The 26,065-nt window shown below is 65.6% G+C and carries 20 protein-coding genes; 13 read left to right on the top strand and 7 right to left on the bottom strand.

Annotated elements, in window-relative coordinates:
- Window positions 1-79: 79 nt before the first annotated feature.
- The 9 genes from IM543_00825 to IM543_00785 all read left to right on the top strand — a co-directional run bounded on the left by IM543_00825 (window position 80) and on the right by IM543_00785 (window position 9,781).
- On the top strand, window positions 80-820 hold the full coding sequence (locus tag IM543_00825) for a GntR family transcriptional regulator (GenBank protein QOY94505.1): 741 nt from the start codon (window positions 80-82) through the stop codon (window positions 818-820).
- 126 nt (window positions 821-946) lie between these two features.
- Window positions 947-1,825, top strand: a complete 879-nt coding sequence (murQ, locus tag IM543_00820) for an N-acetylmuramic acid 6-phosphate etherase (protein ID QOY94504.1) — start codon at window positions 947-949, stop codon at window positions 1,823-1,825.
- A 59-nt stretch (window positions 1,826-1,884) separates the two neighbouring features.
- Window positions 1,885-3,150 carry an MFS transporter gene (locus IM543_00815; protein ID QOY94503.1) on the top strand — a complete coding sequence of 422 codons (1,266 nt, stop codon included), beginning with the start codon at window positions 1,885-1,887 and terminating at the stop codon, window positions 3,148-3,150.
- Window positions 3,151-3,295: 145 nt separating this feature from the next.
- The gene (locus tag IM543_00810; GenBank protein QOY94502.1) at window positions 3,296-4,438 is read left to right on the top strand and encodes a DUF5009 domain-containing protein; all 1,143 of its coding nucleotides are present in this window, start codon (window positions 3,296-3,298) and stop codon (window positions 4,436-4,438) included.
- Window positions 4,439-4,501: 63 nt separating this feature from the next.
- Window positions 4,502-6,067 carry a family 10 glycosylhydrolase gene (locus tag IM543_00805; GenBank protein ID QOY96455.1) on the top strand — a complete coding sequence of 522 codons (1,566 nt, stop codon included), beginning with the start codon at window positions 4,502-4,504 and terminating at the stop codon, window positions 6,065-6,067.
- Between the two features lie 95 nt (window positions 6,068-6,162).
- Window positions 6,163-7,122, top strand: a complete 960-nt coding sequence (locus IM543_00800; GenBank protein ID QOY94501.1) for an ATPase — start codon at window positions 6,163-6,165, stop codon at window positions 7,120-7,122.
- Between the two features lie 20 nt (window positions 7,123-7,142).
- A complete protein-coding gene (locus tag IM543_00795; protein ID QOY94500.1) occupies window positions 7,143-8,183 on the top strand; it encodes an N-acetylmuramoyl-L-alanine amidase in 1,041 nt (346 codons plus the stop codon).
- A gap of 81 nt (window positions 8,184-8,264) precedes the next feature.
- Complete coding sequence (locus IM543_00790) at window positions 8,265-9,173, top strand: LysR family transcriptional regulator (GenBank protein QOY94499.1); 909 nt, start codon at window positions 8,265-8,267, stop codon at window positions 9,171-9,173.
- Window positions 9,170-9,781 (top strand): M15 family metallopeptidase, encoded by a 612-nt coding sequence (locus IM543_00785; GenBank protein QOY94498.1) that lies wholly within the window; start codon window positions 9,170-9,172, stop codon window positions 9,779-9,781. The genes IM543_00790 and IM543_00785 overlap by 4 nt, the downstream gene beginning before the upstream one ends.
- A gap of 65 nt (window positions 9,782-9,846) precedes the next feature.
- On the opposite strand, the gene IM543_00780 is transcribed toward IM543_00785, so the two are convergent.
- Window positions 9,847-11,058, bottom strand: coding sequence for an ISL3 family transposase (locus tag IM543_00780; protein QOY94497.1), 1,212 nt, complete (start codon window positions 11,056-11,058; stop codon window positions 9,847-9,849).
- A gap of 205 nt (window positions 11,059-11,263) precedes the next feature.
- Between IM543_00780 and IM543_00775 the strand changes: the two genes are divergently transcribed.
- The gene (locus IM543_00775; GenBank protein ID QOY94496.1) at window positions 11,264-11,866 is read left to right on the top strand and encodes a PEP-CTERM sorting domain-containing protein; all 603 of its coding nucleotides are present in this window, start codon (window positions 11,264-11,266) and stop codon (window positions 11,864-11,866) included.
- A gap of 16 nt (window positions 11,867-11,882) precedes the next feature.
- Here IM543_00775 and dacB read toward each other — a convergent pair whose 3' ends face one another.
- Window positions 11,883-13,391, bottom strand: a complete 1,509-nt coding sequence (gene dacB / locus IM543_00770) for a D-alanyl-D-alanine carboxypeptidase/D-alanyl-D-alanine-endopeptidase (GenBank protein ID QOY94495.1) — start codon at window positions 13,389-13,391, stop codon at window positions 11,883-11,885.
- An 11-nt stretch (window positions 13,392-13,402) separates the two neighbouring features.
- Complete coding sequence (locus tag IM543_00765; GenBank protein ID QOY94494.1) at window positions 13,403-14,641, bottom strand: hypothetical protein; 1,239 nt, start codon at window positions 14,639-14,641, stop codon at window positions 13,403-13,405.
- 190 nt (window positions 14,642-14,831) lie between these two features.
- Between IM543_00765 and IM543_00760 the strand changes: the two genes are divergently transcribed.
- The 3 genes from IM543_00760 (at window position 14,832) to IM543_00750 (ending at window position 20,766) form a co-directional block, all read left to right on the top strand.
- Window positions 14,832-16,580, top strand: coding sequence for a heme-binding protein (locus IM543_00760; GenBank protein QOY94493.1), 1,749 nt, complete (start codon window positions 14,832-14,834; stop codon window positions 16,578-16,580).
- Window positions 16,581-16,763: 183 nt separating this feature from the next.
- Window positions 16,764-19,613 carry a TonB-dependent receptor gene (locus tag IM543_00755; GenBank protein QOY94492.1) on the top strand — a complete coding sequence of 950 codons (2,850 nt, stop codon included), beginning with the start codon at window positions 16,764-16,766 and terminating at the stop codon, window positions 19,611-19,613.
- Between the two features lie 97 nt (window positions 19,614-19,710).
- Window positions 19,711-20,766: an LD-carboxypeptidase gene (locus tag IM543_00750; protein ID QOY94491.1), complete on the top strand. Its 1,056-nt coding sequence runs from the start codon at window positions 19,711-19,713 to the stop codon at window positions 20,764-20,766.
- A gap of 225 nt (window positions 20,767-20,991) precedes the next feature.
- Here the strand turns inward: IM543_00750 and IM543_00745 are convergent, their stop codons facing one another.
- The 4 genes from IM543_00745 to aceK all read right to left on the bottom strand — a co-directional run bounded on the left by IM543_00745 (window position 20,992) and on the right by aceK (window position 26,009).
- Window positions 20,992-22,119: an acyl-CoA dehydrogenase family protein gene (locus IM543_00745; protein ID QOY94490.1), complete on the bottom strand. Its 1,128-nt coding sequence runs from the start codon at window positions 22,117-22,119 to the stop codon at window positions 20,992-20,994.
- Between the two features lie 31 nt (window positions 22,120-22,150).
- The gene (locus IM543_00740) at window positions 22,151-22,819 is read right to left on the bottom strand and encodes an SDR family oxidoreductase (GenBank protein QOY94489.1); all 669 of its coding nucleotides are present in this window, start codon (window positions 22,817-22,819) and stop codon (window positions 22,151-22,153) included.
- Between the two features lie 195 nt (window positions 22,820-23,014).
- Window positions 23,015-24,214 (bottom strand): acetyl-CoA C-acyltransferase, encoded by a 1,200-nt coding sequence (locus IM543_00735; GenBank protein QOY94488.1) that lies wholly within the window; start codon window positions 24,212-24,214, stop codon window positions 23,015-23,017.
- Window positions 24,207-26,009, bottom strand: a complete 1,803-nt coding sequence (gene aceK / locus IM543_00730; GenBank protein ID QOY94487.1) for a bifunctional isocitrate dehydrogenase kinase/phosphatase — start codon at window positions 26,007-26,009, stop codon at window positions 24,207-24,209. Before aceK ends, IM543_00735 begins: the two co-directional genes overlap by 8 nt.
- Window positions 26,010-26,065 lie beyond the last annotated feature (56 nt).

Raw genomic sequence — 26,065 nt, 5'->3', positions numbered from 1 at the left:
TACAAAGCTTTTTCATGGGATGCGCCGTGTCGGAAGCGAATGTTGCCATTACACTGCACGTGACATTCTCACCACGCCGATGACAAGCCAGCCCACCTTCCACGTCGACCTGAACGACAACTCGCCACTGTACATGCAGTTGGCGCGCAAGCTCGCACAAGACGTGCGCGACGGCCGCTACCAGGCCGACCAGGCGCTGCCTTCCGAGCGCACGCTGTCCGAGCAGCTCGACGTGTCGCGCGTGACCGCGCGCAAGGCGATCGACCAACTGGTCGAACAGGGCCTGGTGGTGCGGCGGCGCGGTTCCGGCAATTACATCGCGCCGCGCATCGAGCAGCCGCTGTCGGACCTGTCCAGTTTCTCCGAGCAGTTGCAGCAGCGCGGCTACACGCCCGGCAGCCACTGGCTGCGGCGCGAGGTGATGCTGGCCGACGCCGACGAACAGCTGTCGCTCGGCCTGTCGCCGAACACGCGGGTGGCGCGCCTCGAACGCCTGCGCCTGGCCGACGAGGTGGTGATGGCCTATGAAGTCAGCGTGATTCCGGCCACCGTGCTGCCGCGTCCCGAGAACGTCGGCGGCTCGCTGTACGCGCACCTGGCCAAGACCGGACACATGCCGGTGCGCGCGCTGCAGCACCTGCGCGCCATGAATGCGTCGGCCGAACTGGCGGCGCGCCTGGACGTGCCGGAAGGCCGCGCGGTGCTGTTCATCACGCGGGTCGGCTACCTGGAATCGGGCGAGCCGGTGGAGCTGACGCATTCCTACTGTCTCAGCGACCATTACGATTTCGTTGCCGAATTGCGCCGGCCGAGCGCCTGAGGCTTATCGGGCGCCCTGGCGCAGCATAACTTTTCGGCATGACGACGGCCCCAGCTTTCATGGGCCGTCCAGGGCAATTGGTATTACACTGGTTTTATCGATCACTCCGCACCAGAAGAGACGGCAATGCTGAAAACCGAAACCCCGGCCCAGGACCACGCTTCCCTCGACCAGTACCCGACCGTGGAGCTGGTCAAGGTCCTGGTCGACGACCAGCTCAACGCCGTCAACGCGGTACGCGCCGCCGCGCCGCGCATCGCCGCCGCCGTCACCGCCGCGCTGCCGCGCGTGGAAGCGGGCGGGCGCCTGATCTACGTCGGCGCCGGCACCTCGGGCCGCCTCGGTGTGCTCGACAGCGTCGAGCTGTACCCGACCTTCTCGTGGCCGCACGAGCGCGCGGTCGCGCTGCTGGCCGGCGGCCAGGACGCGATGTTCGTCGCAGTCGAAGGCGCCGAGGACGATTTCGACCAGGGCGCCGCCGACCTGCGCAACGTGAACGTGGGCGCCAACGACGTGGTGCTGCTGATCGCCGCATCCGGTTTCACGCCCTACGTGCTGGGCGCGTTGGACGCCGCACGCACGGCAGGCGCGCTGACGGTCGGTTTCGCCAACAATGCCGACGCCCCGGTGGCCAAGGATGCCGAGATCGGCATCACGCTCGACACCGGGCCGGAAGTCATCTCGGGCTCCACCCGCCTGAAGGCCGGTACCTCGCAGAAGATCGCACTGAACACCTTTTCCAGCGCATTGATGGTCCGCCTGCACAAGGTGTACGGCAACCTGATGGTAGACTTGAAGGCTACCAACGCCAAGCTGGTGCGACGCGCCATCCGCCTGACCGTGTTCGCCACCGGCGCCGACGACGCAGCCGCGCAGGCGGTGCTCGAGCAGTGCGGCTACCACGTCAAGACCGCGGTGGTGGCCCTGATCAAACAAACCAGTGTCGAGCAGGCGCAAGCCCTCCTGGAGGCGGCGCACGGCAGCGTGCGCGAAGCCATCGCGTAAGACGTCCGTACGCCTCAAGTCCTTCGAGGCGTACCGCACCTGACGACCACGAAAGAACTATGCAGACTTCGCAAGCCAAGAGCCCGTGGTTTTGGGTGCCGTCCCTGTACTTCGCCCAGGCCATCCCCTACGTCGTGGTGATGAGCCTCTCGGTCATCATGTACAAGGACATGGGCGTATCGAACTCCGACATCGCCTTCTATACCAGCCTGCTGTACCTGCCGTGGGTGATCAAGCCCCTGTGGTCGCCGATCGTCGACATGTTCGGCACCAAGCGCCGCTGGACCGTGCTGCTGCAGCTGGCGGTCGCGGCCTCGCTGGTCGCGGTGGGCATGTCGCTGCACCTGCCGAACTTCTTCGTCGCCAGCCTGGCCGTGATGTGGCTGATGGCATTCAGCTCCGCCACCCATGACATCTCGGCCGACGGCTTCTACATGCTCGGCCTGCGCCAGCAGCAGCAGGCGGCCTTCGTCGGGGTGCGCTCGACCTTCTACCGCCTGGCGACCCTGGCGGGGCAAGGCCCGCTGGTGGTGCTGGCCGGCTACCTTGCTACCCAGCTGGGCGACGTCAACCAGGCCTGGTCGATCGTGTTCTTCGTGCTGGCCGGTCTGTTCTTCGCGGCCTTCATGTGGCACCAGCTGGTCCTGCCCAAGCCGGACAGCGACCACGCGGTGAAAGGCAGCAGCAATCCGCTGCGCGACTTCTTCGTGACCTTCGCGCTGTTCTTCCGCAAGCGCGACATCTGGCTGATCCTGGGTTTCATCCTGACCTTCCGGCTGGGCGAGGCCCAGCTGCTCAAGCTGGTGGCGCCTTTCCTGAAAGACCCGCTGGCGAATGGCGGCCTGGGCCTCACCACCGAGCAGTACGGCATCGCCTACGGCACCATCGGCATCGCGTTCCTGACCCTGGGCGGACTGGCCGGCGGCTACCTGATCTCGCGCCTGGGCCTGAAGCGCTGCCTGTGGCTGATGGTGTTCGCGGTGCACCTGCCGGACCTGGTGTTCGTCTACCTGTCGCAGGCCCAGCCGACCAGCTTCGCCGTGGTGTGCGCCTCGCTGGCCGTCGAGCAGTTCGGCTACGGCTTCGGCTTCACCGCGATGATGCTGTACATGATCATGGTCTCCGAGGGCGAGCACAAGACCGCCCACTACGCGATCTGCACCGGCCTGATGGCGCTCGGCATGATGGTGCCGGGCATGTGGAGCGGCGAGCTGCAGGAATACCTCGGCTACCAGCACTTCTTCATCTGGGCGTGTTTGTCGACCGTTCCCGCCTTCATCATGGCGGCGCTGGTGAAGATCGACCCCGAGTTCGGTAAAAAGTAGCCATAAGTACGTAGGGTGGGCGGGTCTCCCGCCCACGCGTCCAGCCATCACATGAGCAGATGTATCGTCCATTCATCAGCAGGTTGAACGCGCGGTCGGCCGAGCCGACCACCCTACAGAACAATCACAAGGAGACCATGCAGTAATGCGCGATGTACCCGTGCGCCTGACCTCGCTCGACGCCTTCCGCGGCTTTACCATCGCCGCGATGGTCCTCGTGAACAATCCGGGCGACTGGGGCAACCTGCATGCGCAGCTGGCCCACGCCAAATGGAACGGCTGGACCTTCACCGACTGCATCTTCCCCTTCTTCCTGTTCATCGGCGGCGTCGCCATGACCTTGTCGCTGGGGCGGCTGGCCGCCGCCGGCGCCGACAAGCCACGCCTGCTGATCAAGCTGGCCAGGCGCGCCGCGCTGATTTTCCTGATCGGCTTCCTGCTGAACCTGATCCCGCGCTTCGACTTCGAGACCGTGCGCATTCCGGGCGTGCTGCAGCGCATCGCCCTGTGCACGCTGCTGGCCGCGCCGATCGTCGTCTACCTCGGCTGGCGCGCCCAACTGGCCGTGATCGCCGGCCTGCTGGCGCTGTACTCGGTGCTGATGCTGTGGGTGCCGGTGCCGGGCATCGGGGCCGGCGTGCTGGCGCCGGGCCAGGATTTCGGCGCGTACGTCGATCGCATGCTGCTGGACGGCCACCTGTGGGTGCAATCGAAGACCTGGGATCCGGAAGGCCTGGTCAGCACCATCCCCGCCCTGTGCAGCCAGCTGTTCGGCGTGCTCGCCGGGCGCCTGCTGGCCCTGAAGCTGGCGCGCGTCGAGCAGACCGCGTGGATGCTGTTTGCCGGGCTGGTGCTGCTGGCCCTGGGCTCGAGCCTGGACGCGGTGCTCATGCCGATCAATAAAAGCCTGTGGACGGTATCCTACTGCCTGTGGACCAGCGGCTGGGCGCTGCTCGCCTTCAGCATGTTCTACTGGCTGCTCGACGCCAATCCCTACAAGGTGGTGCGCGAGCGCGCGGCCGCCTGGGCCACGCCGTTCGTCATCTACGGCATGAACGCGCTGTTCATCTTTGCGTTCTCGGGCTTCGTCGCCAAGATGTTCGGTTTTATCAAGCTGGCACAGCCGGACGGCAGCCAGCTGTCGCTCGGCCGCATGCTGTACGGCCCGATCAAGGCGCTGCCGCTGGGCGCCGCCAATACCTCGCTGTTATATGCCATCCTGTTCAACGCCTGCATGTTCGCGATCGCGCTCGGCATGTGGCGCAAGCGGTGGTTCGTCAAAGTCTGAGAATAGAATGAAGGAACGGATTTGAAGCCCAACCTGAAAAAACGTGCGTTCACCCTGGCCGGCATGGCCGGCATGGCCGGTGCCCTGACCCTGGGCAGCTTCCTGACTGCCTGCACCACCCAGCCGACCGTTCCCGAAGCCGGGGCAGGCGACACGCCGCCGCCCGCGCCGCGCGAATTCCGCGCCGCCTGGGTCTCGACGGTCGCCAATATCGACTGGCCGAGCAAGCCGGGCTTGCCTGCCGCGCAACAGCAGGCGGAGGCGATCGCGATCCTGGATCGCGCGGTGAGCCTGAACCTGAACGCGATCGTGCTGCAGGTGCGTCCGGCGGCCGATGCGATCTACCCATCGAAGATCGAGCCCTGGTCCGAGTACCTGACCGGCGCCCAGGGCAAGGCGCCAATGCCCTGGTATGACCCGCTCAAGTTCTGGGTCGCCGAAGCGCATGCGCGCGGCCTCGAGCTGCATGCCTGGTTCAACCCCTACCGCGCGCGCCACGACAATGCGCGCTCGCCAGCCGCGCCGAACCACATCACCAACACCATTCCGCACGCGGTCAAGCGTTACGGGAAGTTCATGTGGATGGACCCGGGCGAAGAGGCTGCGTCGAAGCAGACCATGGACGTCATCCTCGACGTGGTGCGCCGCTACGACATCGACGGCGTACACATCGACGATTACTTCTACCCCTACCCGATTGCCGCGCCGGATGTGGCCGGCAATGCGCAGGCGCTGGACAACAGCGGCAAGCCGTCGGCCAAGGAACTCGACTTCCCCGACGGCCCGGCCTGGGAACGCTATCTGCTGGGTGGCGGCAAGCTCGATCGCCCTTCCTGGCGCCGCGACAACGTCAACCGCCTGATCGAGGCCATGTACAAGGGCATCCACCAGGAAAAGAGCTGGGTGCGCTTCGGCATCAGCCCGTTCGGCATGGGGCGCCCGGACCGCCGCCCGCCGGGCATCTCGGGCTTTTCGCAGTACGACAAGCTGTACGCGGATGCCGAGCTGTGGCTGGAGAAGGGCTGGCTCGACTATTTCACGCCGCAGCTGTACTGGCCGATCGCGCAGACCGCCCAGTCCTACCCGGTGCTGCTCGACTACTGGCTCAGCCAGAACACGCAAGGCCGCCATATCTGGCCGGGCCTGTTCACCAGCCGCATCGGCGCGGCGGCGCCGACCAAGACCTACGAGCCGAAGGAAATCCTGGACCAGATCGCCCTGACGCGCCAGCGTCCACAGTCGAGCGGCCACGTCCACTTCAGCATGGCGGCCCTGAGCCAGAATCGCCAGGGCATCAGCGATCTGCTGCGCGCCGGACCCTACGCCGGCCAGGCGCTGGTGCCGGCCACCCCCTGGCTGAAATCGGACGGCCCGGGAACCCCGCTGGTCACGGCCACGCGCGGCAAGGATGGCGTCGCGCTCAGGCTCAAGGCCGGCAAGGCGAACGCGCTGTACGCGGTCTGGTCCCGCCATGGGGGCGCGTGGCGCTTCGCGGTAGTGCCGGCGCTGCGCGTGGGCTGGACCGTCGCGGATGACGCCAAGCTCGGCGGCGCCGACCTGGTGCTGGTCAGCGCGGTCGACCGCCTCGGCAACGAAAGCGCGCGCGTGCAGGCATGGCGCAAGCCTTGATATATTGAACAAGCCGGGTACATCACCTCGGTTCATGCAAGGACCGCCAGCATGCATGCGCATGCCGGCGGACCGACAACCTACACTCGCGGGCCATGCTTAATCCCGAACAGCAACAGCAGCAACAAGCGCAACAAGCGCAACAAGCGCAACATCTCGGCCTCGGCATCGACGCCGGCGGCACCCAGACACGCTGGGCCCTCGCGGCGCCGGGCGGGCGCATCGTTGCCGAAGGAACGGCGGCCGGGCTGTCGGCCCTGCAAATGGGCAGTGCCGAAGGACGCGATGCCGTCCAGGCGACCTTCGGCGCCATCGCCGACGCCGTACTGCCGCATGGCCGGCCGGCGGCGGTGCGCGCCGGCGTGACCGGTTTCGGCGGCGATGGCGGACCGCTGCAGCGCAGCCTGGGCGAGCTGCTCGGCCTCGACCCGCAGGCGGTCGTGCTCAGCAACGACATCGAAATCGCCTACCTCGCCAGCTTCAAGCCGGGCGAGGGCTATCTGGTGTATGCCGGTACCGGCTCGATCGGCGCCTATATCGACGCCGGCGGGGGTTTCCACCGCGCCGGCGGGCGCGGCGTGGTGCTGGACGACGGCGGTGGCGGCTTCTGGATCGCGCGCGAAGCCCTTCGCCAGATCTGGCGCAGGGAAGACGAGCAGCCGGGCGCCTGGGAAAGCTCGCCGATGGCGCATGCCGTGTTCCAGCACGTGGGCGGCTCGGACTGGTCGTTCTCGCGCCAGTTCATCTATGGTCGTGAGCGCGGCGAAGTCGGCAAGCTGGCGATCGCGGTCGCCGCCACCGCCGAACGCGATCCGGCCGCCGCCGCCATCCTGCGCGAAGCCGGCCGCGAACTGGCCAGGCTGGCGCAGGCGCTGATCAAGCGTTTCGGTGCGCGCCCGGTCGCACTGGCCGGCCGCGCCGCCGAACTGCATCCGGCCATCGTCGAAACCATGCGTGCGGCGCTGCCCCCGGATACCATACTCACCCAGACCGGCATGCGCGCCCACTATGCGGCCGCGCGGCTGGCAGCAGAGCCGGCGCGCTGCGCCCTTTAATCAAACAGGATTCCACCTCGATGAAAAACCTGATCGTCCCCCTCATTCTCGCCTTGCTGGCAGGCTGCGCCACCGGCCCGGTCGGCCCGAAGATCGATACCACCTATAACGCCAAGGGCCAGTCGAGCCGTGCGCGCTTCCTGGTGCTGCACTACACCGTGTCCGACAACCCGAGCTCGATCAAGATCCTGACCGAGAAAGAGGTAAGCGCTCACTACCTCGTCACGAATCATGCCCAGCCGATCATCTACCGCCTGGTCGATGAAAACCGCGCGGCCTGGCATGCCGGCAATTCGAGCTGGAAGAACTATACGCAGCTCAACAACAGCTCGATCGGCATCGAAATCGTCAACCCGGGCTGGACCAGCACCCCGGACGGCGGCCGGATGTTCTACCCCTTCCCGCAGGCCCAGGTGGAGGCCCTGATCCCGCTGCTCAAGGACATCGTCCAGCGCCACGGCATCGCTCCCGAGAACGTGCTCGGCCATAGCGACATCGCGCCCCAACGCAAGCAGGATCCGGGACCGCTGTTCCCGTGGGCGCGCCTGGCCAGCGAAGGCCTGATCCTGTGGCCGGACGCGAACCGCGTCGCCCTCGTGCGCCCGATCTTCGATGCGACGCTGCCGGACATGTTCTGGTTCCAGCGCAAGCTGGCGACCCACGGTTTCGCCATCCAGCAGACCGGGATGCTCGACCCGCAGACCCGCACCGTGCTGCAGGCTTTCCAGATGAAGTACCGTCCGGCGGATTTCTCGGGCAATCCGGATGCGGAAACCGCAGCATTGCTGGAAGTCCTGACCACCCCGGCCAATGCGCCGCTGCCGGTGATCATGCCGCCGCCGGTGATCACCACGCCGGTGCCGCTGCTGCCACCGGCGACGACGCCGGTCCCGGCGGCGCCGGTGCCCATGCCGGCGCAGCCGGTGCCGGTACCGATGCCGATGCCGACGCCGGCCCAGCCCAGCCCGGCGCCGAGCCCGGCCACGCCCCCCGTTCCGATGCCGGCGGCACCGCCCGTACCGGCGGTTCCGGCCAGCCCGGCTGTCGTGATCGCGCCGTGACGGTCGCCCCAGCCGGATTTTCCCTGTATCCTTCGCAAAATCCGCGCCATGCGCGCGGAGTCTCTACTCAAGGATAAAGCGATGCGCCTGCGTCATATCGAAGTTTTCCACGCCATCATGCAGGTCGGCACCATCAGCGGTGCCGCCCAGGTTCTCCACATCTCGCAGCCGGCGGTGACGAAAGTCCTGCAACATGCCGAGCTGCAGCTGGGCATGCCCCTGTTCGAGCGCGTGCGCGGCAAGCTCTATCCGAAGCCCGAGGCGCACCGCCTGTTCGCCGAAACCGAGAAGCTGAACCGCGACCTGCAGGGCATCCGCCGCCTTGCCGCCAGCCTGAAGAGCCGCGCGGTCGAGACCGTGCGCCTGGTGTCGACGCCGACCATCGCGATCGGCGTGCTGCCGCAGGCGATGACGGTATGGCGCCGCGACTTCCCGGAGGCGCGCTGCGAGCTGGCGACCCAGCACACCAGCGAGATCGTGAACGCGCTGCGCCTGGGCGAAGCCGACATGGCGCTGTCGCTGCAAGACCCGCGCCACCCGGGCATCGTGGCCGAGCCGATCGCCCATGGGATGCTGACCGTGATGGCGCCGCGCGGCACCTGGAGCGAGGAAGCGCTGTCCAGGCCTTTCGGCGTCGAAGGATTGACCGGGGAGCTGATCGGCCTGAACGACGGCGACCCGTTGGGCGAGATCGTGGTCGCAGCCTGCGAAGCGCAGGGTGTGCAGCCGGTCTACCACACGGTGGTGCAGACCTACCAGATCGCACGCTCGCTGGTGGAAGCCGGCGCCGGCCTGGCCGTGCTCGACCCCTTCACCGCAGCCTCGGCCGACCCAGCCAAGGTGCAGTGCCGCCAGTGGGTGCCTGCGATGCCGGTGCACCTGTATCTGCTCAGTGCCAGCCACTCTCCCTTGTCGCACGGAGCGCGGGAGCTGGCCAATTGTATCGGCGCGACCGCGCGCGCCTGTCTCGAAAAAGCTGGTGCATCATGAGTGACACTGTGGCCAGCGAAGACATCGCCGGCAGCCCCGAATTCCGCCATCTCACCAGCATCGAAGGGATTGCGATCGACCTGCGCTACGCGACCGGCAACAACTTCGTCGGACGTGACCTGTACTCGCCCTTCGACTGCGCCTGGCTGCACCGCGACGCCGCCGCGGCCCTCGAGCAGCTCGTGGCCTGGCTCAAGGAGCGCCGCCCCGGCTACACCGCCCTGGTGCTGGACGCCCTGCGTCCGCAGCGCGTGCAGCAGCAGTTGTGGGATGCCCTGGCGGGCACCGGCCTGCAGATGTACCTGGCCAACCCGGTGCGCGGCTCGATCCACTCGTACGGCATGGCCCTCGACATCACCCTGCTCGACGAAGCGGGCCGCGAGCTCGACATGGGCACCGGCTTCGACGATATGACCGACCTGTCGCACCCGGCGCTGGAAGAAGGCTTCCTGGCGGCCGGCAAGCTCAGCGAGGCGCAGGTGGCCAACCGTCGCCTGCTGCGTGAAGGGATGCTGCAGGCCGGCTTCTTCGGCATCAATACCGAATGGTGGCACTTCGACTGCGGCGACCGCGAACTGGTGCGCGCCACCTACCGCCGCGTGCTCTGAATCCTCCAGCGGCGCCCGCCCGTGTCGATAATATTTACACGAGCGCCAGCGCGAAAAGATAAGGTTCATCGCGCTTTGCCGGGGAACGCATCCTTGATTTTCAGGAAGAAATAAGATGCATCCCGAAATCCGTAGGCCATGCGCTTGATGACCTTGATGCGGTTGTTGACGCCTTCCAGGATCGATGAGCTCATCGGATAGATGGCCGAAGCCAGGATGCCGCGCCGGTATTTGGCCAAACGTTTGGCGAATTGGATTACCGGAGCGATTTGGCTTTGAAGGGCGAGTTTGAGCCAGGTTTTCCATCGACGAGCACCTTCCCGGACCGATGGGGCATACCAGATTTCCTTCAACTCGGTCTTGAGCAGGTAGACCGTCGCCAAAGGCTGGTTGGCAGCCAGCAGCTCCTCCAGTTTGACGGCCTGTTCGGCTTTCAGGTTGTCGCGGTTGCGCAGTAACAGCCAGCGGCTACGCTTGATGACCTTGCGGGCCTTTGATTCGGCACGCAAGGCATTGGCTTGGTCGACGCGAACCCGGTCTACCACTTCGCGGCCGAAGCGGGCCACCACGTGAAACAGGTCGTAGACGACTTCCGCGTTCGGGCATTGCTGGCGAACTTCGAGGTCCATCGCCGTGTTCATGTCCATGGCTACGGCTTCGATTCGCTGACAGCCTTGCTCTCCCAGCAGCTCGAAGAATGGTCGGATCGCTTCCCGGCTATTACCCTCTCCAACCCACAGCACCCGCATTCGCTCGGCATCCAAGGCCACAGTGGCATAGCGGTGGCCTTTGTGCAGCGCGAATTCGTCCATGACCAAGCGCTGAACGCCTTCTGCCGAGAAGTCACCATGCAGGTGTTTCAGCCGCCGATGATCGATGTCCTTGATGGTGTGCCAGTGCAGGCCGGTCAGTCGGGCCACATGGGCTATCGGGAGCAGCTGCGCCAACGCCTCGACCCAAAGGCGCACGCGGTGCGTAATGCGAGCTCCCCGGTCAAGCCAAACAATGTGCTCGGCCACCCGTGCATTGCAGTGATGACAGTCCAGCCGCCGAACCGGCACATCGAGCCAGACGCGCTTGTCCAGAACGTCACGATCGCGCACCTTACGCCTTCGGCGTTCATGCACCAGGGCACAAGGCTGGAGGCACGCTCCGCACACGGCATCACTTGCCGGGCAGGTGTCGAGAACGATTAACAGCGACCCGTCTTCTTGTTCCTGGACGGTGTCGACAATATGGCCTTCCCAAAATGAGACAGACGACATAGCATTGAGCATGGCGGTGGTTTGACAGACTGATTTGTTTGGCGACTATCAATCTACCAACATCAGACCTCCGCCACCACCTCCCGCTCAGCCAGTCGATACCGTCTTCCCCCATTTCCCGCGAAGAACCAAAGATAAGCCATTGTTTTTAATAAATTTATTTCTCTGGCACATTGATTGCTTAACGTAAGGAATCAAAAATTTATCTGGAGAAATAATGCGATCCTTCCTGAAGACCCTCGTCCTTGCCACCGCGTTCGCCGGTTCGAGCGCGTTCGCTGGTACGCTGACCACGCAGCTGCACGTCGACAATGGCTTCGTCGCTTATCTGTCCACCAGTGACACCGAGACCGGCACTGCTTTCGGGGCAGGGAACAACTGGGGCGCGGGCTATGTCAACACCGCCACGCTGCAAGCCGGCCAGGATTACTACCTGCACATCTTCGCCTACGACCAGGGTGGTATCGCGGGCATGCTGGGTCAGCTCTCGATCGATGACGAGCAGCACGTGTTCGCCAATGGTTCCCAGTTCCTGATGACGAACGCGATCCACTGGAAGGGCAATAACAGCGGTTTCAATGGCGTCTATGGCGATTTGACCGAACTCGGCGGTAATGGCGCAGCGCCATGGGGCTGGCAAAATGTCTCGTCCGACACGCAATGGATCTGGGCCGGTAACGCCGACCTGAACAACCAAGCTTACTTCAGCACCAAGATCAGCGCGGTGCGCCCGGCCGCCGACGTGCCGGAACCGGCATCGCTGGCGCTGCTGGGCCTTGGCTTGGTCGGGCTGGGCCTCAAGCGCCGCCGCAAGGCCTGATCGCAGGCCTGCGGCCTTATGGCATCACTGGCGCCGCCGGTGCCACGGGTGCCACGGGCGCCGGGGCCGGTTGCGGCGCCGTCCCCGACCTGGCCACCCAATCCACCAGCGCATCCAGCACCGCGCGTCCGCGCCCGTTGCCCGCCTGCTCGCTGTTGACCATGGCGACGAATACGTTCTGCTCCCCGTTCGCATCCGGCACATAGCCCGCCAGCGCCACCACGTTGCGCAGCGTGCCGGTCTTCAGGCGCGCGCGGCCCGCGGCCGGGGTTCCCTGCAGGCGGCGCCGCAGGGTGCCGTCGATGCCGGCGATCGGCATGCTGGCCTGGAATTCCGGCATCCAGGCGCTGCGCAGGCCGGCCTGCAGCAGGTGGGCCATCTGCTGCGGCGTGATGCGTTCGATGCGCGACAGGCCCGAGCCGTTTTCCATCACCAGCCCGGTATCGTCGATGCGCTGTCCGCGCATCCATTCGCGCACGGCGGCGTCGGCGCGCGCGAATGTAGTCTCGCCGTTGGCGGGAAGGGCGAAGCTGCCCGCCGCCGGATCCGGCTGCAGGCTGCCCAGGCTCAGGAACAGGGTGCGCGCCAGCAGGTTGTCGGAAGGCTTGTTGGTGTCGCGTACCAGCTCGGGCAGCATGCGCGACGTGTGTTGGGCCAGCAGGGTCGATTCCGACGGCGCGGTGCCTGCCACGACCTTGCCGCTGAATTTGCCGCCCAGTTCCTTCCACTTCTGGCGGAACAGGCGGCCCACGTAGTCGTCGCGGTCCAGCACGTTGATGCTGTAGCTGCGCGCGCAGTCTTTCGGGAAGGTTCCGTGCAGGAGCACCTTGATGCGGCCGTTTTTCTGGCGCACCGCTTCCGGCAGCTTCCAGCCGTCTTCCCAGGTCGCGCAGTCGGCGTCGACCAGTTTCATATCGGAGCCGATACTCACGCGCTCGAGTTGCGGCTGCATGGCCAGCTTCAAGCGCTTGCCGGTGGAACGCATGTCGATCTGCAGCATGTTCTTGTTGACCAGGAGCGGGTCCGGGATGACGTTGTAATACGCCTCGGGGGCCTCGTCGAAAGGCGGCGCGCCGACGTCCGGGCGCGCCGGCTGCCACAGGCTGCGGTCCAGCACCAGATCGCCCTCGATGCGGCGGATGCCCTGGTAGTGCAGGGCGCGCAGCATGTTCTCCAGGCCCTCGCCCGACAGGTCGGCGTCGGCGCCGCCCTTCAGGATCAGGTTCCCGCGCAGCACGCCCTTGTCGATCTCGCCGGTGGTGCGCAGCTCGGTGCGGCCGCGGAAGGCGGGACCGAGGCGCTCCAGGCCCACCATGGTCGTCACCAGCTTCATGGTCGATGCCGGCTGCATCGGCCGGTCGGCCTGGTGCGACAGCAGCACCGAATCGCCCTTGAGCACCAGCACGCCGAGCGCGTCTTCCGGCAGGCCCTGTTGCGCCAGCACCTGCGCGACCGGGGCCGGCAGCTGGGCATGGGCGCTGCATGCAGCGAACAAGAGGGTGGCGAGCGTCAGGCGACGAAACATGGGCTTACTCCTTAACCAAAGAACAGGTAGGCGACGAAGATCGCGCCGATGACGCCGGCCAGGTCGGCCAGCAGGCCGTAGCCGATCGCATAGCGGGTCTTGCGGATGCCGACCGAGCCGAAATACAGCGCCACGACGTAGAAGGTGGTATCGGCCGCGCCCTGCAGGATGCCGGTCAGGCGGCCGACGAAGGAATCGACGCCGTAGGTGGTCATCGCATCGATCATCATGGCGCGCGAACCGCTGCCCGACAGCGGCTTCATGAGCGCGGTCGGCAGCGCGCCGACGAAGTCGGTCGGCAGGCCGAGCGCGCCGAACAGCCAGGCGAAGCCGCTCACGATCATGCCCAGGATGCCCGAGTTGCGCACCACGCTGATCGCCACCAGCATGCCGACCAGGTAGGGAATGATCCGCAATGAGGTCTCGATGCCGCCCTTGGCGCCTTCGATGAAGGCTTCGAACACGTTCACTCGCTTGAGCAGCGCGGCCGTCATGAAGGCGGCGATGATCGAAAACAGGATCAGGTTGGCGGCAACCACCGAGAACTGCTGGATCTGCGACTTGTCGAGGAAGACGGTGATATACCAGACCATCGCGGCGATGAGCGTCGTGATGCCGCCGATCCAGCCGAAGACGGCCGGGTGGAACAGGTTGATGCGCTGGCGCAGGCCGACCGCGATGATGCCGGTGATGGTCGAGCAGTAGGTCGCGATCAGGGTCGGGATGAAGACGTCGGCCGGGTTGGCCGCGCCCAGGATCGCGCGCTGGGCCATGATCGCCAGCGGGATGATGGTCAGGCCCGAGGTCTGGATCACCAGGAACATGATCTGGGCGTCGCTGGCCTCGTCCTTGTGGGGGTTCAGCGTCTGCAGGCTTTCCATGGCCTTCAGGCCGAAGGGCGTGGCGGCATTGTCCAAGCCCAGCATGTTGGCCGAGAAGTTCATCACCATATGACCATTGGCCGGGTGGTTTTGCGGCACGCCCGGGAAGATGCGCGAGAAGAACGGGCCGATGATGCGCGCGAACAGGTTGATGGCGCCGGCTTTCTCGCCGACGTTCATGATCCCGAGCCACAGGGTCATCACACCGGCCAGCGGCAGGGCGATGTCCATCACCGCCATCTTGGCCGACGAGAAGGTGCCGTCGATGATGCGCTTGAAGATTTCGGTATCGCCCAGGAACAGCCACTGCGCGAGTGCCGCTACGAAGCCGATGAGGAAGAAGCCGGACCAGATGTAATTGAGTGCCATGAGTGGAGTCGCTGCGCAGGTACAGCAGATTGTGCAGCGAAGAGTATAGGCCGAGACCAAGCTGCAAGGATGAAAGAATGCACCCGCGCCATGTGAAAAAGTTATGAGCCGCTCAGGATCGGCCGGTATTCGTTGCCTCCACACTTGACCGGGCATATGATACGCAACGCTTTCCACGTCCCTGCCGTCCATGAAACTTCGCCTCACCGCCGTCGCCTTCCTGTTGCCCCTGCTGTGCGCGGGCAGCGCGACAGGGGCCGACTCCCCCGTCCCCGCGCGCACCGAAGAAAAGGTGCTGCGCATGTTCCTGTCGACCAGCGAGACCGGCCTGGATCCGGCCGTCGCCTCCGACAACGCCACCCTGTCGCTGCTGGAAAACCTGTTCGACCCGCTGCTGCGCTACGACTACCTGGCGCGCCCGGCCAGGCTGCGCCCGAACACCGCCGTCGCCATGCCGGAAGTGAGCGCGGACGGCCTGACCTACACCTTTCGCATCCGCCCCGGTATTTATTTCACCGGGGACCCGGCCTTCAAGGGAGTGAAGCGCGAGATGACGGCGCAGGATTATGCGTACAGCCTCGCGCGCCTGCGAGATCCGGCGACCCGGTCGCCCTGGGCCGCCATGTTCGAAGGCGTGGCCGAGCTGCGCGCCCTCGACCGCCATACCCTGCGCATCCGCCTGAAGGCGCCCGACAACAACTTCCTGTTCTACCTGGCGACGCCGGCGTCCGGCGCGGTGGCGCGCGAAGTCATCGAGGCCTATCCGGGCCAGGCCGGCAACCACCCGGTCGGCACCGGCCCCTTCATGGTCGGCGAGTGGAAGCGCAGCGACCGCATCGTATTGCTGGCCAACCCGTATTCGACGGCGGTGTTCCACGCCACCCCGGGCGACAATCCGGAAGACCAGGCGATCGCCGCCGCCCTGGAAGGCAAGCGCCTGCCGCGGGTGGACCGGATCGAGCTGCGCGTCGCCGAGGAATTCCAGGGCCGCATGCTGGGCTTCCTGAACGCCGAATACGACTACCTCGAGCAGATCCCCGAGTCGATGACCGAGATGGTGGTGGAAGACGGCCAGTTGAAACCGGAGCTGGCGGCGCGCGGCATCGTGCTGTCGCGCTTCCCGGTGCTGCAGACCTACTACATGTGGATGAACATGGAAGACCCGGTGCTCGGCGGCTACGGCAAGGACCGGGTGGCGCTGCGCCGCGCGATCTCGATGGCCTACAACAGTGCCGAGGACATCGCGCTGCTGAAGAAGGGCTTCGCGATCAAGGCCGAGTCGCCGCTGCCGCCCAACGTGCTCGGCTACGATCCGGATTACCGCAGCCCGGTGCCCTACGACCCGGCGCTGGCCAATGCGCTGCTGGACCGCCATGGCTATACCCGGCGCGATCCCGACGGGTTTCGCCGCACGCCCGACGACCGGCCGCTGACGCTCACCATGCACAGCGAGGCCACGGTCGGCGGCCGCCTGCGCGACGAGTTATGGCGCAAGTGCCTGAACGCGATCGGCCTGCGCGTCACGTTCAAATCGGACAAGAAGACCGAGATCATCAAGGCTTCGCGCCTGGGCACGGTCCAGATGTTCGAAAGTAACTGGATCGCCGACTTCCCGGATGGCGACAACTTCTACCAGCTGCTGTACGGCCCGAACGCCGGCCGTGCCAACTATGCGCGCTTCAACCTGCCGGCCTATAACGTGCGCTATGAGCAGGCGCGCCGGCTCACCGACGGGCCTGCGCGCCAGAAGCTGTATTTCGAGATGAACCAGCTGATCCACGCGTACAACCCCTGGGTGCCGCTGACCCATGTGCTGTCGGGTGACCTGCGTCATCCGTGGCTGAAAAACTACAAACGGCATCCAGTTGAATTCACGACCTGGCGGTATCTGGATGTTGATGTTGCGCAAAGAGGACGTTCTAGCAGAGGGACACGTTAGTTTTCGTGAGTTTTTCCCAAATAAAACATTCCTGTTAGTTATACTGGCCGCCGGATAATTCATTGGATAGCCGTAAATCACTAGGCTTACCCTGAAATCGAAAATAACGTAATGCCAAGACATTACGAATATGAAGCCCGGCCGGACACCCAGGCCGCCAAGGGAAAACGTTAGGAGAAACGCGTGAAGTTAAAGAAGCTCGCTCAATTGATCGCCCTGATGGGCGCGGTCAGCCCGGCCATCGCACAGAATGTGCAGATTTCCGGCCCCGTCCAGCGTGTCGAAATCACCGGTAGTAGCATCAAGCGCATCGCCAAGGAAGGCGCGCTGCCGGTCGAAGTCATCACGGCCAAGGAACTGGAAGCACAGGGCATCGTCACCGCGGAGCAGCTGATCGCCACGCTGAACGTCAATGGCAACGGCTCGGACAACCTGGCCTCGAACGCCGACGTCACCTCGGGCGCCCAGCGCGGCAACAACGGCGCGTCCTCGGCCAACCTGCGCGGCCAGGGTGCGGATTCGACCCTGGTGCTGCTGAACGGCCGCCGCGTGGCGACCCACGGCATGAAGGGTTCGGCGGTCGACCTGAACTCGATCCCGATGGCGGCAGTCGAGCGTGTCGAAATCCTGAAGGATGGCGCCTCCGCGATTTACGGCACCGACGCGATCGGCGGCGTGATCAACTTCATCCTGAAAAAGAACTACAAGGGCCTGGAAACCCAGGCCTTCGTCGACGTCACCGAAGCCGGCGGCGGCGAGATCGGCCGCGCTTCCATCACCGGCGGCTGGGGCGACCTGCAGACCGACGGCTGGAACGTGCTGGCGACCTTCGCGCACAGCGAAAACAAGGCCCTGCGCGGCAACCAGCGCGACTTCGTCCAGACCTTCCAGCCGGACCGCGGCGTCTCGGTCGATACCCGCGGTGCGCCGCACGCCAACGTGTTCGCCACCAGCCTGGCGCCGACCCTGCTGTCGCCTACCGGCACCGGCCCGATGATCCCGGGCGGCGGCACCACCGCCTATAGCGGCATCAGCATCCTCGACCTGCCGGGCGGCGCGGGCTGCAACAGCATCGACGGCATGGGCCCGTATGACGAAAAGCTGTGGAACAGCGCCGGCGCCGCCTACGGCTGCGCCTGGGACACCGGCCGCGCGGCCGTGCTGCAGCAGCCGGTCAAGAACACCAACGCCCTGGCGCGCGCCACCTTCCAGTCGGGCGACCACCAGTTCTTCATCGAAGGCGTGGGCTCGAACGTCGAAGTGGCCAAGCGCTTCTCGCCGAACCAGATCTCGCCCTCGTCCTCGACCTTCGGTCCGAGCTCGTTCTACCCGAGCACCGGCGCCGCCTACGACACCGTGTACAACGCACTGGTCAAGGTGTTCCCGAGCGTTGCCGCGAACTACGGCCTGCCGATCGCCTACCGCTGGCGCTGCATGGAGTGCGGCAACCGCGAGATCGTGACCGAATCGAAAGCTGCCCGCGTGCTGGTCGGCGCTGACGGCCCGATGAACCTGTTCGGCCGCACCTACGACTACAAGGTCGGCCTGTCGCGCGCCTTCAGCGAGTCGGAGTCGCAACTGGGCACCGGCTACAACTACACCCGCGCCCTGGCCGACGTGCTCGGCTCGGGCATCGTCAATCCCTTCCTGCTGCCGGGCCAGACCCAGTCGCAGGCGGCCATCGACGCGATCCAGGCTACCTCCGCCGCCGGCGTGACCCTGTACGGCGGCAAGACCATCCTGACCCAGCTCGACGGCGCGCTGTCGGGTGAGCTGTTCGCCCTGCCGGCCGGCACCGTGATGGGCGCGGTCGGTTTCGACCTGCGCCGCGAGGAATACAAGTTCAATGGCGACGCCCGCGCCGCAGCCGCCCGTCCGGCGATCCTGAACGCGCCGTTCGACGACGCCAACGCGCTCGACAACGTGCACCGCGACATCAAGGCCGTGTACGCCGAGGTGCTGGTGCCGGTGACCAAGGACCTCGAAGTGACCGTGGCCGTGCGCCGCGACCACTACAGCGGTATCGGCGCCACCACCAATCCGAAGGTCTCGTTCCGCTACCAGCCGATGCCGGAGCTGCTGCTGCGCGGCTCGTACAACGAAGGCTTCCGTGCGCCGTCGTTCAACCAGCTGTTCAACGGCCTGACTGAATCGCCGTACGCCGGCAAGGACCTGGTCGACCCGGCCAAGTGCCCGAGCGGCCTGGTCGACGCCACCAAGCCTGGTTGCGAATCGATCACCCCGGTGACCGTCACCGGCGGCAAGTCGGACCTGGGTCCGGAAACCGCCAAGCAGGGCACCATCGGTATCGTGGTCCAGCCGACCAGCTGGTTCTCGGCCAACGCCGACCTGTGGGAGATCCGCAAGGAAAACACGATCTACTCGTTCTCGACCTCGACGATGGTGGCGAACTACAACCTGTTCCAGGACAAGTTCATTCGTGACGCCGCAGGCGACATCCGCATCATCGACCAGCGCTGGGTCAATGCCGGCGAACGCATCACCCGCGGCCTGGAACTGGGCGCCCGCGCGAACGGCAAGTTCAGTACCGGTTCGCAGTGGAGCCTGGGTATCGACGGTTCGCGCCTGCTCGAGAAGAAGTCGCGCGCCACTACGAACGCCGAATTCGGCGACAGCGAAGTGGGCCGCTTCGTCTTCACCGGCGACCTGGGCCTGAAGTGGAAGCATAGCGCCTATGCGACCTACAAGTTCGGCAACTGGAGCACCATGCTGCAGAACATCTACCGTGCGGGCTATGACGACCAGGTGCTGCCGGGCGTGGCCAACGGCCTGGTGACGCCGTCGAACTACAACCCGAAAGTCGACGCCTACTCGATCTTCCACCTGACGACGACCTACACCGGCTTCAAGAACCTGACCCTGACCGCGGGTATCAAGAACCTGCTGGACGAAGATCCGCCGTTCGCGATCACCTACGACGGCAACACCGGCGCGGGCAGCACCTGGGAACCGCGCGTGGCCGACCCGCGTGGCCGTTCGTTCACCCTGATGGCGACCTACAAGTTCTTCTAAGTTGATCGCCTGAGTTGACTGGACCCTGCGGCCCGCTGTCGAGGGAGGCACATGCCTCCGCGGCGCGGGCCGTTTTTCTTTGTTTGGCGTATTCCGCATGACTCTCAGCCGACGCAGTTTCGGCGCGCTCGCCGCAGCCGGTCTTTCCGCTTCCGCACTCGCGGCCGCCGCGCCCCGGGGCACTACCCAGCGCGCCACCCGGCGCCTCATCAAACCCCCGCGCCTGCGCCCCGGCGACCTGGTCGGCCTGATCGCTCCCGGCGGCGTGGTCAACGAGCGCCTGATCGAGAAATCCGTCCAGAACATCGAAGCGCTGGGCCTGCGCGTCAAACTGGGCAGGTATCTTGGCGCCAGCTTCGGCAACTACGCCGGTTCGGTGCAGCAGCGCCTGGCCGACCTGCACGCCATGTTCGCCGACCCCGACGTTAAAATGATCTGGCCGATCCGCGGCGGCTCGGGTTGCATCTCGCTGCTGTCACAGCTCGACTATGGACTGATCCGCCGCAACCCGAAGATCCTGCTCGGCTACTCCGACATCACCGCGCTGCACCTGGCGATCCACAACAAGACCGGCCTGGTGAGCTTCCACGGCCCGGTGGCCTCGTCCACGCTGGCCGATTACCCGCGCGAGCACATGGTGGCGGTGCTGTGCGATCCGCGCGCCACCTACACGATCCCGATGGCGCCGGAAAACGCGCTGAAGGCGCAGACCATGCCGCACTTCGGCATCCGCACCCTGACGTCGGGCACGGCCAGCGGCCCGCTCCTGGGCGGCAACCTGTCGATAGTGGCGGCCCTGTGCGGCACGCCCTACGCGGCCGACTTCCGCGACAGCCTGCTGTTCCTGGAAGAGGTGGACGAAGCGCCCTACCGCCTCGACCGCTGGATGACCCAGCTCGATTTGTCGGTTGGTTTCGCCAGGGCGGCCGGGATCATGGTCGGCATCTGCGAGGACTGCGCGCCCGGTGAAGGGCGGCATTCCCTGAGCCTCGACCAGACCCTCGACCAGCATCTCAAGCCCCTCGTTGTTCCGGCGGTGACCGGTTATTCGATCGGCCACATCCGCCACCAGTTTACGTTGCCGGTGGGCGTGCGGGCCCGGCTCGACACCGACGCCCAGACCGTGACCCTGCTCGAGCCGGCCGTCGCCTGACATCGGCCGAGCGCGGCCATCCCAGCTCCATGAGCAGGGAGACGGCGATTCACAGTCTGGTTGAACGCGTGGGCGGCGCCCAGGCCGCAGGCTCGCTATCTTGCCGGGTGGAGCCGCCCACCCTACGGGAGCACTGGCGGCTTGCGGTTAAAGCCGCAAGCTCATCGACAACGCGCCAACCGGTGACCGCTCGCGCATCGCCGGCCGTGGCGGTCTGGACAGAGATCACAATGCCCGCGCGATCAGGATCTTCTGGATGTCGCTGGTGCCTTCGTAGATCTGGCATACGCGCACGTCCCGGTAGATGCGCTCGACCGGGAAGTCGGCCACGTAGCCGTAGCCGCCGAACACTTGCATGGCGCTGGAGACCACGCGCTCGGCCATCTCGGAGGCGAACAGCTTGGCCATCGCGGCTTCCTTCAGGCAGGGCAGGCCCGCGTCCTTCATCGAGGCCGCATGCAGGATCAGCTGGCGCGCGGCCTCGATCTGCATCGCCATCTCGGCCAGGCGGAATTGCACCGACTGGTGTTCGAAGATCGGCTTGCCGAAACTCTCGCGCTCTTTCGCATAGGCCAGGGCCGCTTCATACGCCGCGCGCGCCATGCCGACCGACTGCGAGGCGATGCCGATGCGGCCACCCTCCAGGCCCGACAGGGCGATCTTGTAGCCCATGCCTTCTTCGCCGATCAGGTTACTGGCCGGGACGCGGCAGTTGTCGAACACGATCTGGGCGGTGTCCGAAGAATGCTGGCCCATCTTCTGTTCCAGGCCGGCGACGATGTAGCCGGGCATATTGGTCTCTACCCAGAACGCGCTGATGCCCTTCTTGCCGGCCGCCTTGTCCGTGACCGCCATGACGATGGCGACGTCGCCGTATTTGCCGCTGGTGATGAACTGCTTGGTGCCGTTGATGACGTAGTGGTCGCCGTCCTTCACCGCCGTGGTGCGCAGGGCCGCGGCGTCGCTGCCGGTGTGCGGTTCGGTGAGGGCGAAGGCGCCCAGCATCTCGCCCTGGGCCAGCGGACGGAGGTAGCGCTGTTTTTGCTCCTCGTTCGCATACATCATGGCGATCGAGCAGACCGGGCAGTTGTTGACCGAAATGATGGTCGAGGTGCCGCCGTCGCCGGCTGCGATCTCTTCCAGCACCAGCGCCAGCGACACGTAGTCGAGGCCCGCGCCGCCGTACTGCTCCGGCACCGCGACGCCGAAGGCGCCCAGCCCGGCCAGTTCCTTCAGCTCGTCCTTCGGAAAATAGTGCTCGCGGTCCCAGCGTGCGGCTTGCGGGGCCAGGCGCTCCTGCGCGTAGCTGCGGAGGGCGTCGCGGATCATCTGGTGTTCTTCGCTCAGTATCATCGTGTCTCGTATCTTGTCGTGTGTGGTCGGCTTACCAGGGAATCGGGGTGCCGTCGTGGTCCAGGAAGGCGCCGTTGCTGGAGGCATCGAGCCGGTCGAGGGTGGCGCGCAGGTCGCGCACGCTGTGCTCCACCGTGAGGGGGGCGCTGGCACCGCCCATGTCGGTCTGGACCCAGCCCGGATGGAAGGACACGCAGGTGACGCCCTGCGCGCCGTAGGTGATGGAGGCGTCCTTCAGCACCGAGTTGAGCGCGGCCTTGCTGGCGCGGTACAGGCTGCCTTCGGTGGCGCTGCGCGCGCCGATCGAGCCCATTTTGGACGACAGCACCGCCAGCTTGCCGCGGGTATCGGCCAGCAGCGGGCCGACAATGGGAATCAGGCGCATCGCCGCCAGCACGTTGGTGTGCATGACGGTGTCGAACTCGGGGCCGGTCGGGAAGCCGGAGCCGCGCGGACCGTAGACGCCGGCCACCAGCCAGGCCAGGTCGATCTTTTCGTCGTCGAGCCGCCAGCCCAGCGCGGCGATCGAATCGGCGCTGGTGACGTCGAGCTGGTGGGCGGTCGCGCCCATGTGTGCCAGTTCGTCGCAATCTTGCTGCTTGCGGGCGGTGGCGATCACGCGCCAGCCGTCGGCGCGGTATTGGCGCACCATCTCGTGGCCGATGCCGCGCGAGGCGCCGAGGATCAAAGCAGTGGGCATGTCAGTCTCCTCGTAGGGTGGTCGGCTTTGCCGACCGCGCGTTCAACTATACCCGGCATATCGACAACGCATGCGGTGCCTGAACGCGCGGTCGGGAGGACCCGACCACCCTACGTATCCAATTCGTGATTGATGCGGTCAAATAACGCGGTCAAATAACGCGGCCAAAATTACCGGCATTAACCACGGTTTGTATTACACCAATTCGATCGCCATCGCGGTGGCTTCACCGCCGCCGATGCACAGCGAAGCCACGCCGCGCTTGCCGCCGGTGCGCTTGAGCGCGCCCAGCAGGGTCACGATGATGCGCGCGCCCGAAGCGCCGATCGGGTGGCCCAGGGCGCAGGCGCCGCCGTGGATGTTGACCTTGTTGTGCGGGATGTCGAGCTCGCGCATGGCGGCCATCGGCACCGCGGCAAAGGCTTCGTTGATCTCGAACAGGTCGACATCGGAAGGCTGCCAGCCGGTCTTCTTGAACAGCTTCTGCATCGCGCCGATCGGGGCGGTGGTGAACAGGTTCGGTTCCTGTGCGTGGGTGGCGTGGCCGAGCACGCGCGCGATCGGGGTCAAGCCCAGTTCCTTGGCCTTCGATTCGCGCATCATGACCAGGGCCGCGGCGCCGTCGTTGATCGACGAGGACGAGGCGGCGGTCACGGTGCCGTCCTTCTTGAAGGCCGGCCTGAGCGACGGGATCTTGTCGACCTTGGCCTTCATCGGGCCTTCGTCCTTCTCGATCAGCAGCTCGCCGGTGCGGGTGGCGACCGAGACCGGCGCGACTTCCCAGTTGAACCAGCCTTCGTTGTTGGCGGCTTGGGCGCGCTTGACCGATTCGATCGCGAAGTTGTCCTGCTCTTCGCGGGTGAACTGGTAAGTGGCCACGCACTCTTCGGCAAAGGTGCCCATCGAGCGGCCTTCGCCGGTCTTCTCGTTGCGCGAGTAGGCGTCTTCCAGGCCGTCGAGCATCATGTGGTCGAACATGATGCCATGGCCGATGCGGTAGCCGCCGCGCGCCTTCGGGATCAGGTAGGGCGCGTTGGTCATCGACTCCATGCCGCCCGCGACGACGATGTCGGCGCTGCCGGCCACCAGCTGGTCATGCGCGAAGATCGCGGCCTGCATCGCCGAGCCGCACATCTTCGAGAGGGTCACGGCGCCGGTCGACAGCGGCAGGCCGGCCTTGATCAGCGCCTGGCGCGCCGGGGCCTGGCCCTGGCCGGCCATCAGGCAGTTGCCGAAGTAGACGTGCTCGACGCTGTTGGCATCGACGCCGGCGCGCTCCACCGCGGCCTTGATCGCCACCGCGCCGAGGTCGCTCGCCGTCTTCGACGAAAAATCGCCCTGGAAGGCGCCCATCGGGGTACGGGCGGCGCCAACGATAACGACTGGATCATTCATGGTGTAGGTTCTCCAAAGTGGGGGGATGTGCTTGGTGACAGAAACGAATCTGCTGCGGGTAGGGGAAGACGTCGTCGACGACGCCCGCCAGGATGCGGTCCTTGTGGGATTGCCAGTAGGCGCGGGTCAACAGTTCCGCGTGGTATTGCATAAAGTAGCGCCGGATGCTCGGATTTCCAAGGAGGAAGCGGCCGAATTGTTCCGGGAAGACGTCGTGCTTGCCGATCGGGTACCAGGGTTCCGAGGCCATCTCGTCCTCTTCGTTGCGCGCTTCCGGGATGTCGCGGAAGTTGCAGTCGGTGAGGTACTCGATCTCGTCGTAATCATAGAACACCACGCGGCCATGGCGCGTGACGCCGAAATTTTTATACAGCATGTCGCCCGGGAAGATATTCGCGGCCACCAGGTCCTTGATCGCATTGCCGTATTCGATCACGCTGTGCTCGATGCGTTCCTCGTCGCCGGCCGCCTGGGCGTCAAGCAGGTAGATATTCAGCGGCACCATGCGGCGCTCGATGTAGAGGTGGCGCACGATGATGCGCTCGCCTTCGATCTCGACCAGCGAGGGCGCGAACTGCTTCAGCTCGGCCAGCAGTTCCTCGGAAAAGCGCGCCAGCGGGAAGGCGACGTCGGAATACTCGAGCGTGTCGGCCATGCGCCCGACGCGGTCGTGGTGCTTCACCAGCAGGTATTTTTCCTTGACCTGCGCGCGCGTGGTGTCCTTGGGCGGCGGATAGAAGTCCTTGATCACCTTGAATACATACGGGAAGGACGGCAGCTCGAACACCAGCATCACCAGGCCGCGGATGCCGGGCGCCATCCGGAACAGGTCGGAGCTGTGCTTCAGGTGCTGCAGGAAGTCGCGGTAGAACAGGGTCTTGCCCTGCTTCTGCAGGCCCAGCACGGTATAGATCTCGCTGCGCGGCTTGCGCGGCATCAGGCTGCGCAAGAAACCGACGTAGGCCGAGGGTACTTCCATGTCGACCAAAAAGTAGGCACGCGTAAAGCTGAACAACAGGGTGATGTGGTAGACCTCGAGCAGCACCGTGTCCAGCACCAGTCGCCCCTGGCGGTCGTGCAGCACCGGGATCACGAACGGGTAGTCGCGCGGGCCGTTGATGACGCGGCCGACGATGTAGGCGCCCTTGTTGCGAAAGAAGGGGCTGGACAGCACCTGCAATTGCAAATTCGGTTCCGCACGCGCCAGCCCGAAGGCCTCGACCATGCGCGCCTCGACGTGCGCGATGTCGCGGTCGAGGTCGGCGAAGGGGACGGCGAACTGGAAGTTGGTCAGCACGCGGCGCAGGGCGACGCGCAGGCCGTCGGCGGCCGGGTAATAGACGCGGTAGGTCGGCTGCGGCTCGTCGGTCTCGATGTACTCGGTGGAGATCACCGGGCGTACGAAGATGTAGTCGTTATGGTAATAGCTGCGGTGCAGGATGATACAGCTGACCGAGTTGAAGAAGGTCTCGGCCAGTTCCGGCTGCTTGTGGCCCGCCAGCAGCCCGATGTAGTGCAGCTTGGTTTCGCGCCAGACCGGGTCCAGCAGTTCTTCGGGCTGGTAGCTGTCCTGCAGGACGTGGACGCATTCCTGCACGCGCCGGTCGTAGTAGTCGATGCGTTCGCGCGCGGCTTCCTGGGCGGTGGCCCAGTCGGCATTCTCGAAATGGCGCCGTGCTCCCTGGCTGGCCTGGCGGAACAGGCGGTAATGCTTGTCGAAGCCGTCCAGGATGGTGCGCGCGATGTCGAAGGCGATCTGGGAAGACAGCAGTTTGGGGAACGCTTGCTGGGTCATCGTTCGTCTCGCGCGGCCTGGATAAGCAGATATTCTATTGCAAGGTAGGGTGGGCG

Source organism: Massilia sp. UMI-21 (assembly GCA_015277795.1).
GTDB lineage: Bacteria > Pseudomonadota > Gammaproteobacteria > Burkholderiales > Burkholderiaceae_D > Telluria.
This window is presented reverse-complemented; position numbering and strand designations above follow the sequence as displayed.

What these genes read in the sequence shown, in the direction of transcription:
- IM543_00825 (QOY94505.1), top strand. Translation starts at nt 80, where the DNA reads ATGACAAGCCAGCCCACCTTCCACGTCGACCTGAACGACAACTCGCCA.
- murQ (QOY94504.1), top strand. Translation starts at nt 947, where the DNA reads ATGCTGAAAACCGAAACCCCGGCCCAGGACCACGCTTCCCTCGACCAG.
- IM543_00815 (QOY94503.1), top strand. Translation starts at nt 1,885, where the DNA reads ATGCAGACTTCGCAAGCCAAGAGCCCGTGGTTTTGGGTGCCGTCCCTG.
- IM543_00810 (QOY94502.1), top strand. Translation starts at nt 3,296, where the DNA reads ATGCGCGATGTACCCGTGCGCCTGACCTCGCTCGACGCCTTCCGCGGC.
- IM543_00805 (QOY96455.1), top strand. Translation starts at nt 4,502, where the DNA reads ATGGCCGGCATGGCCGGTGCCCTGACCCTGGGCAGCTTCCTGACTGCC.
- IM543_00800 (QOY94501.1), top strand. Translation starts at nt 6,163, where the DNA reads ATGCTTAATCCCGAACAGCAACAGCAGCAACAAGCGCAACAAGCGCAA.
- IM543_00795 (QOY94500.1), top strand. Translation starts at nt 7,143, where the DNA reads ATGAAAAACCTGATCGTCCCCCTCATTCTCGCCTTGCTGGCAGGCTGC.
- IM543_00790 (QOY94499.1), top strand. Translation starts at nt 8,265, where the DNA reads ATGCGCCTGCGTCATATCGAAGTTTTCCACGCCATCATGCAGGTCGGC.
- IM543_00785 (QOY94498.1), top strand. Translation starts at nt 9,170, where the DNA reads ATGAGTGACACTGTGGCCAGCGAAGACATCGCCGGCAGCCCCGAATTC.
- IM543_00780 (QOY94497.1), bottom strand. Translation starts at nt 11,058, where the DNA reads ATGCTCAATGCTATGTCGTCTGTCTCATTTTGGGAAGGCCATATTGTC.
- IM543_00775 (QOY94496.1), top strand. Translation starts at nt 11,264, where the DNA reads ATGCGATCCTTCCTGAAGACCCTCGTCCTTGCCACCGCGTTCGCCGGT.
- dacB (QOY94495.1), bottom strand. Translation starts at nt 13,391, where the DNA reads ATGTTTCGTCGCCTGACGCTCGCCACCCTCTTGTTCGCTGCATGCAGC.
- IM543_00765 (QOY94494.1), bottom strand. Translation starts at nt 14,641, where the DNA reads ATGGCACTCAATTACATCTGGTCCGGCTTCTTCCTCATCGGCTTCGTA.
- IM543_00760 (QOY94493.1), top strand. Translation starts at nt 14,832, where the DNA reads ATGAAACTTCGCCTCACCGCCGTCGCCTTCCTGTTGCCCCTGCTGTGC.
- IM543_00750 (QOY94491.1), top strand. Translation starts at nt 19,711, where the DNA reads ATGACTCTCAGCCGACGCAGTTTCGGCGCGCTCGCCGCAGCCGGTCTT.
- IM543_00745 (QOY94490.1), bottom strand. Translation starts at nt 22,119, where the DNA reads ATGATACTGAGCGAAGAACACCAGATGATCCGCGACGCCCTCCGCAGC.
- IM543_00740 (QOY94489.1), bottom strand. Translation starts at nt 22,819, where the DNA reads ATGCCCACTGCTTTGATCCTCGGCGCCTCGCGCGGCATCGGCCACGAG.
- IM543_00735 (QOY94488.1), bottom strand. Translation starts at nt 24,214, where the DNA reads ATGAATGATCCAGTCGTTATCGTTGGCGCCGCCCGTACCCCGATGGGC.
- aceK (QOY94487.1), bottom strand. Translation starts at nt 26,009, where the DNA reads ATGACCCAGCAAGCGTTCCCCAAACTGCTGTCTTCCCAGATCGCCTTC.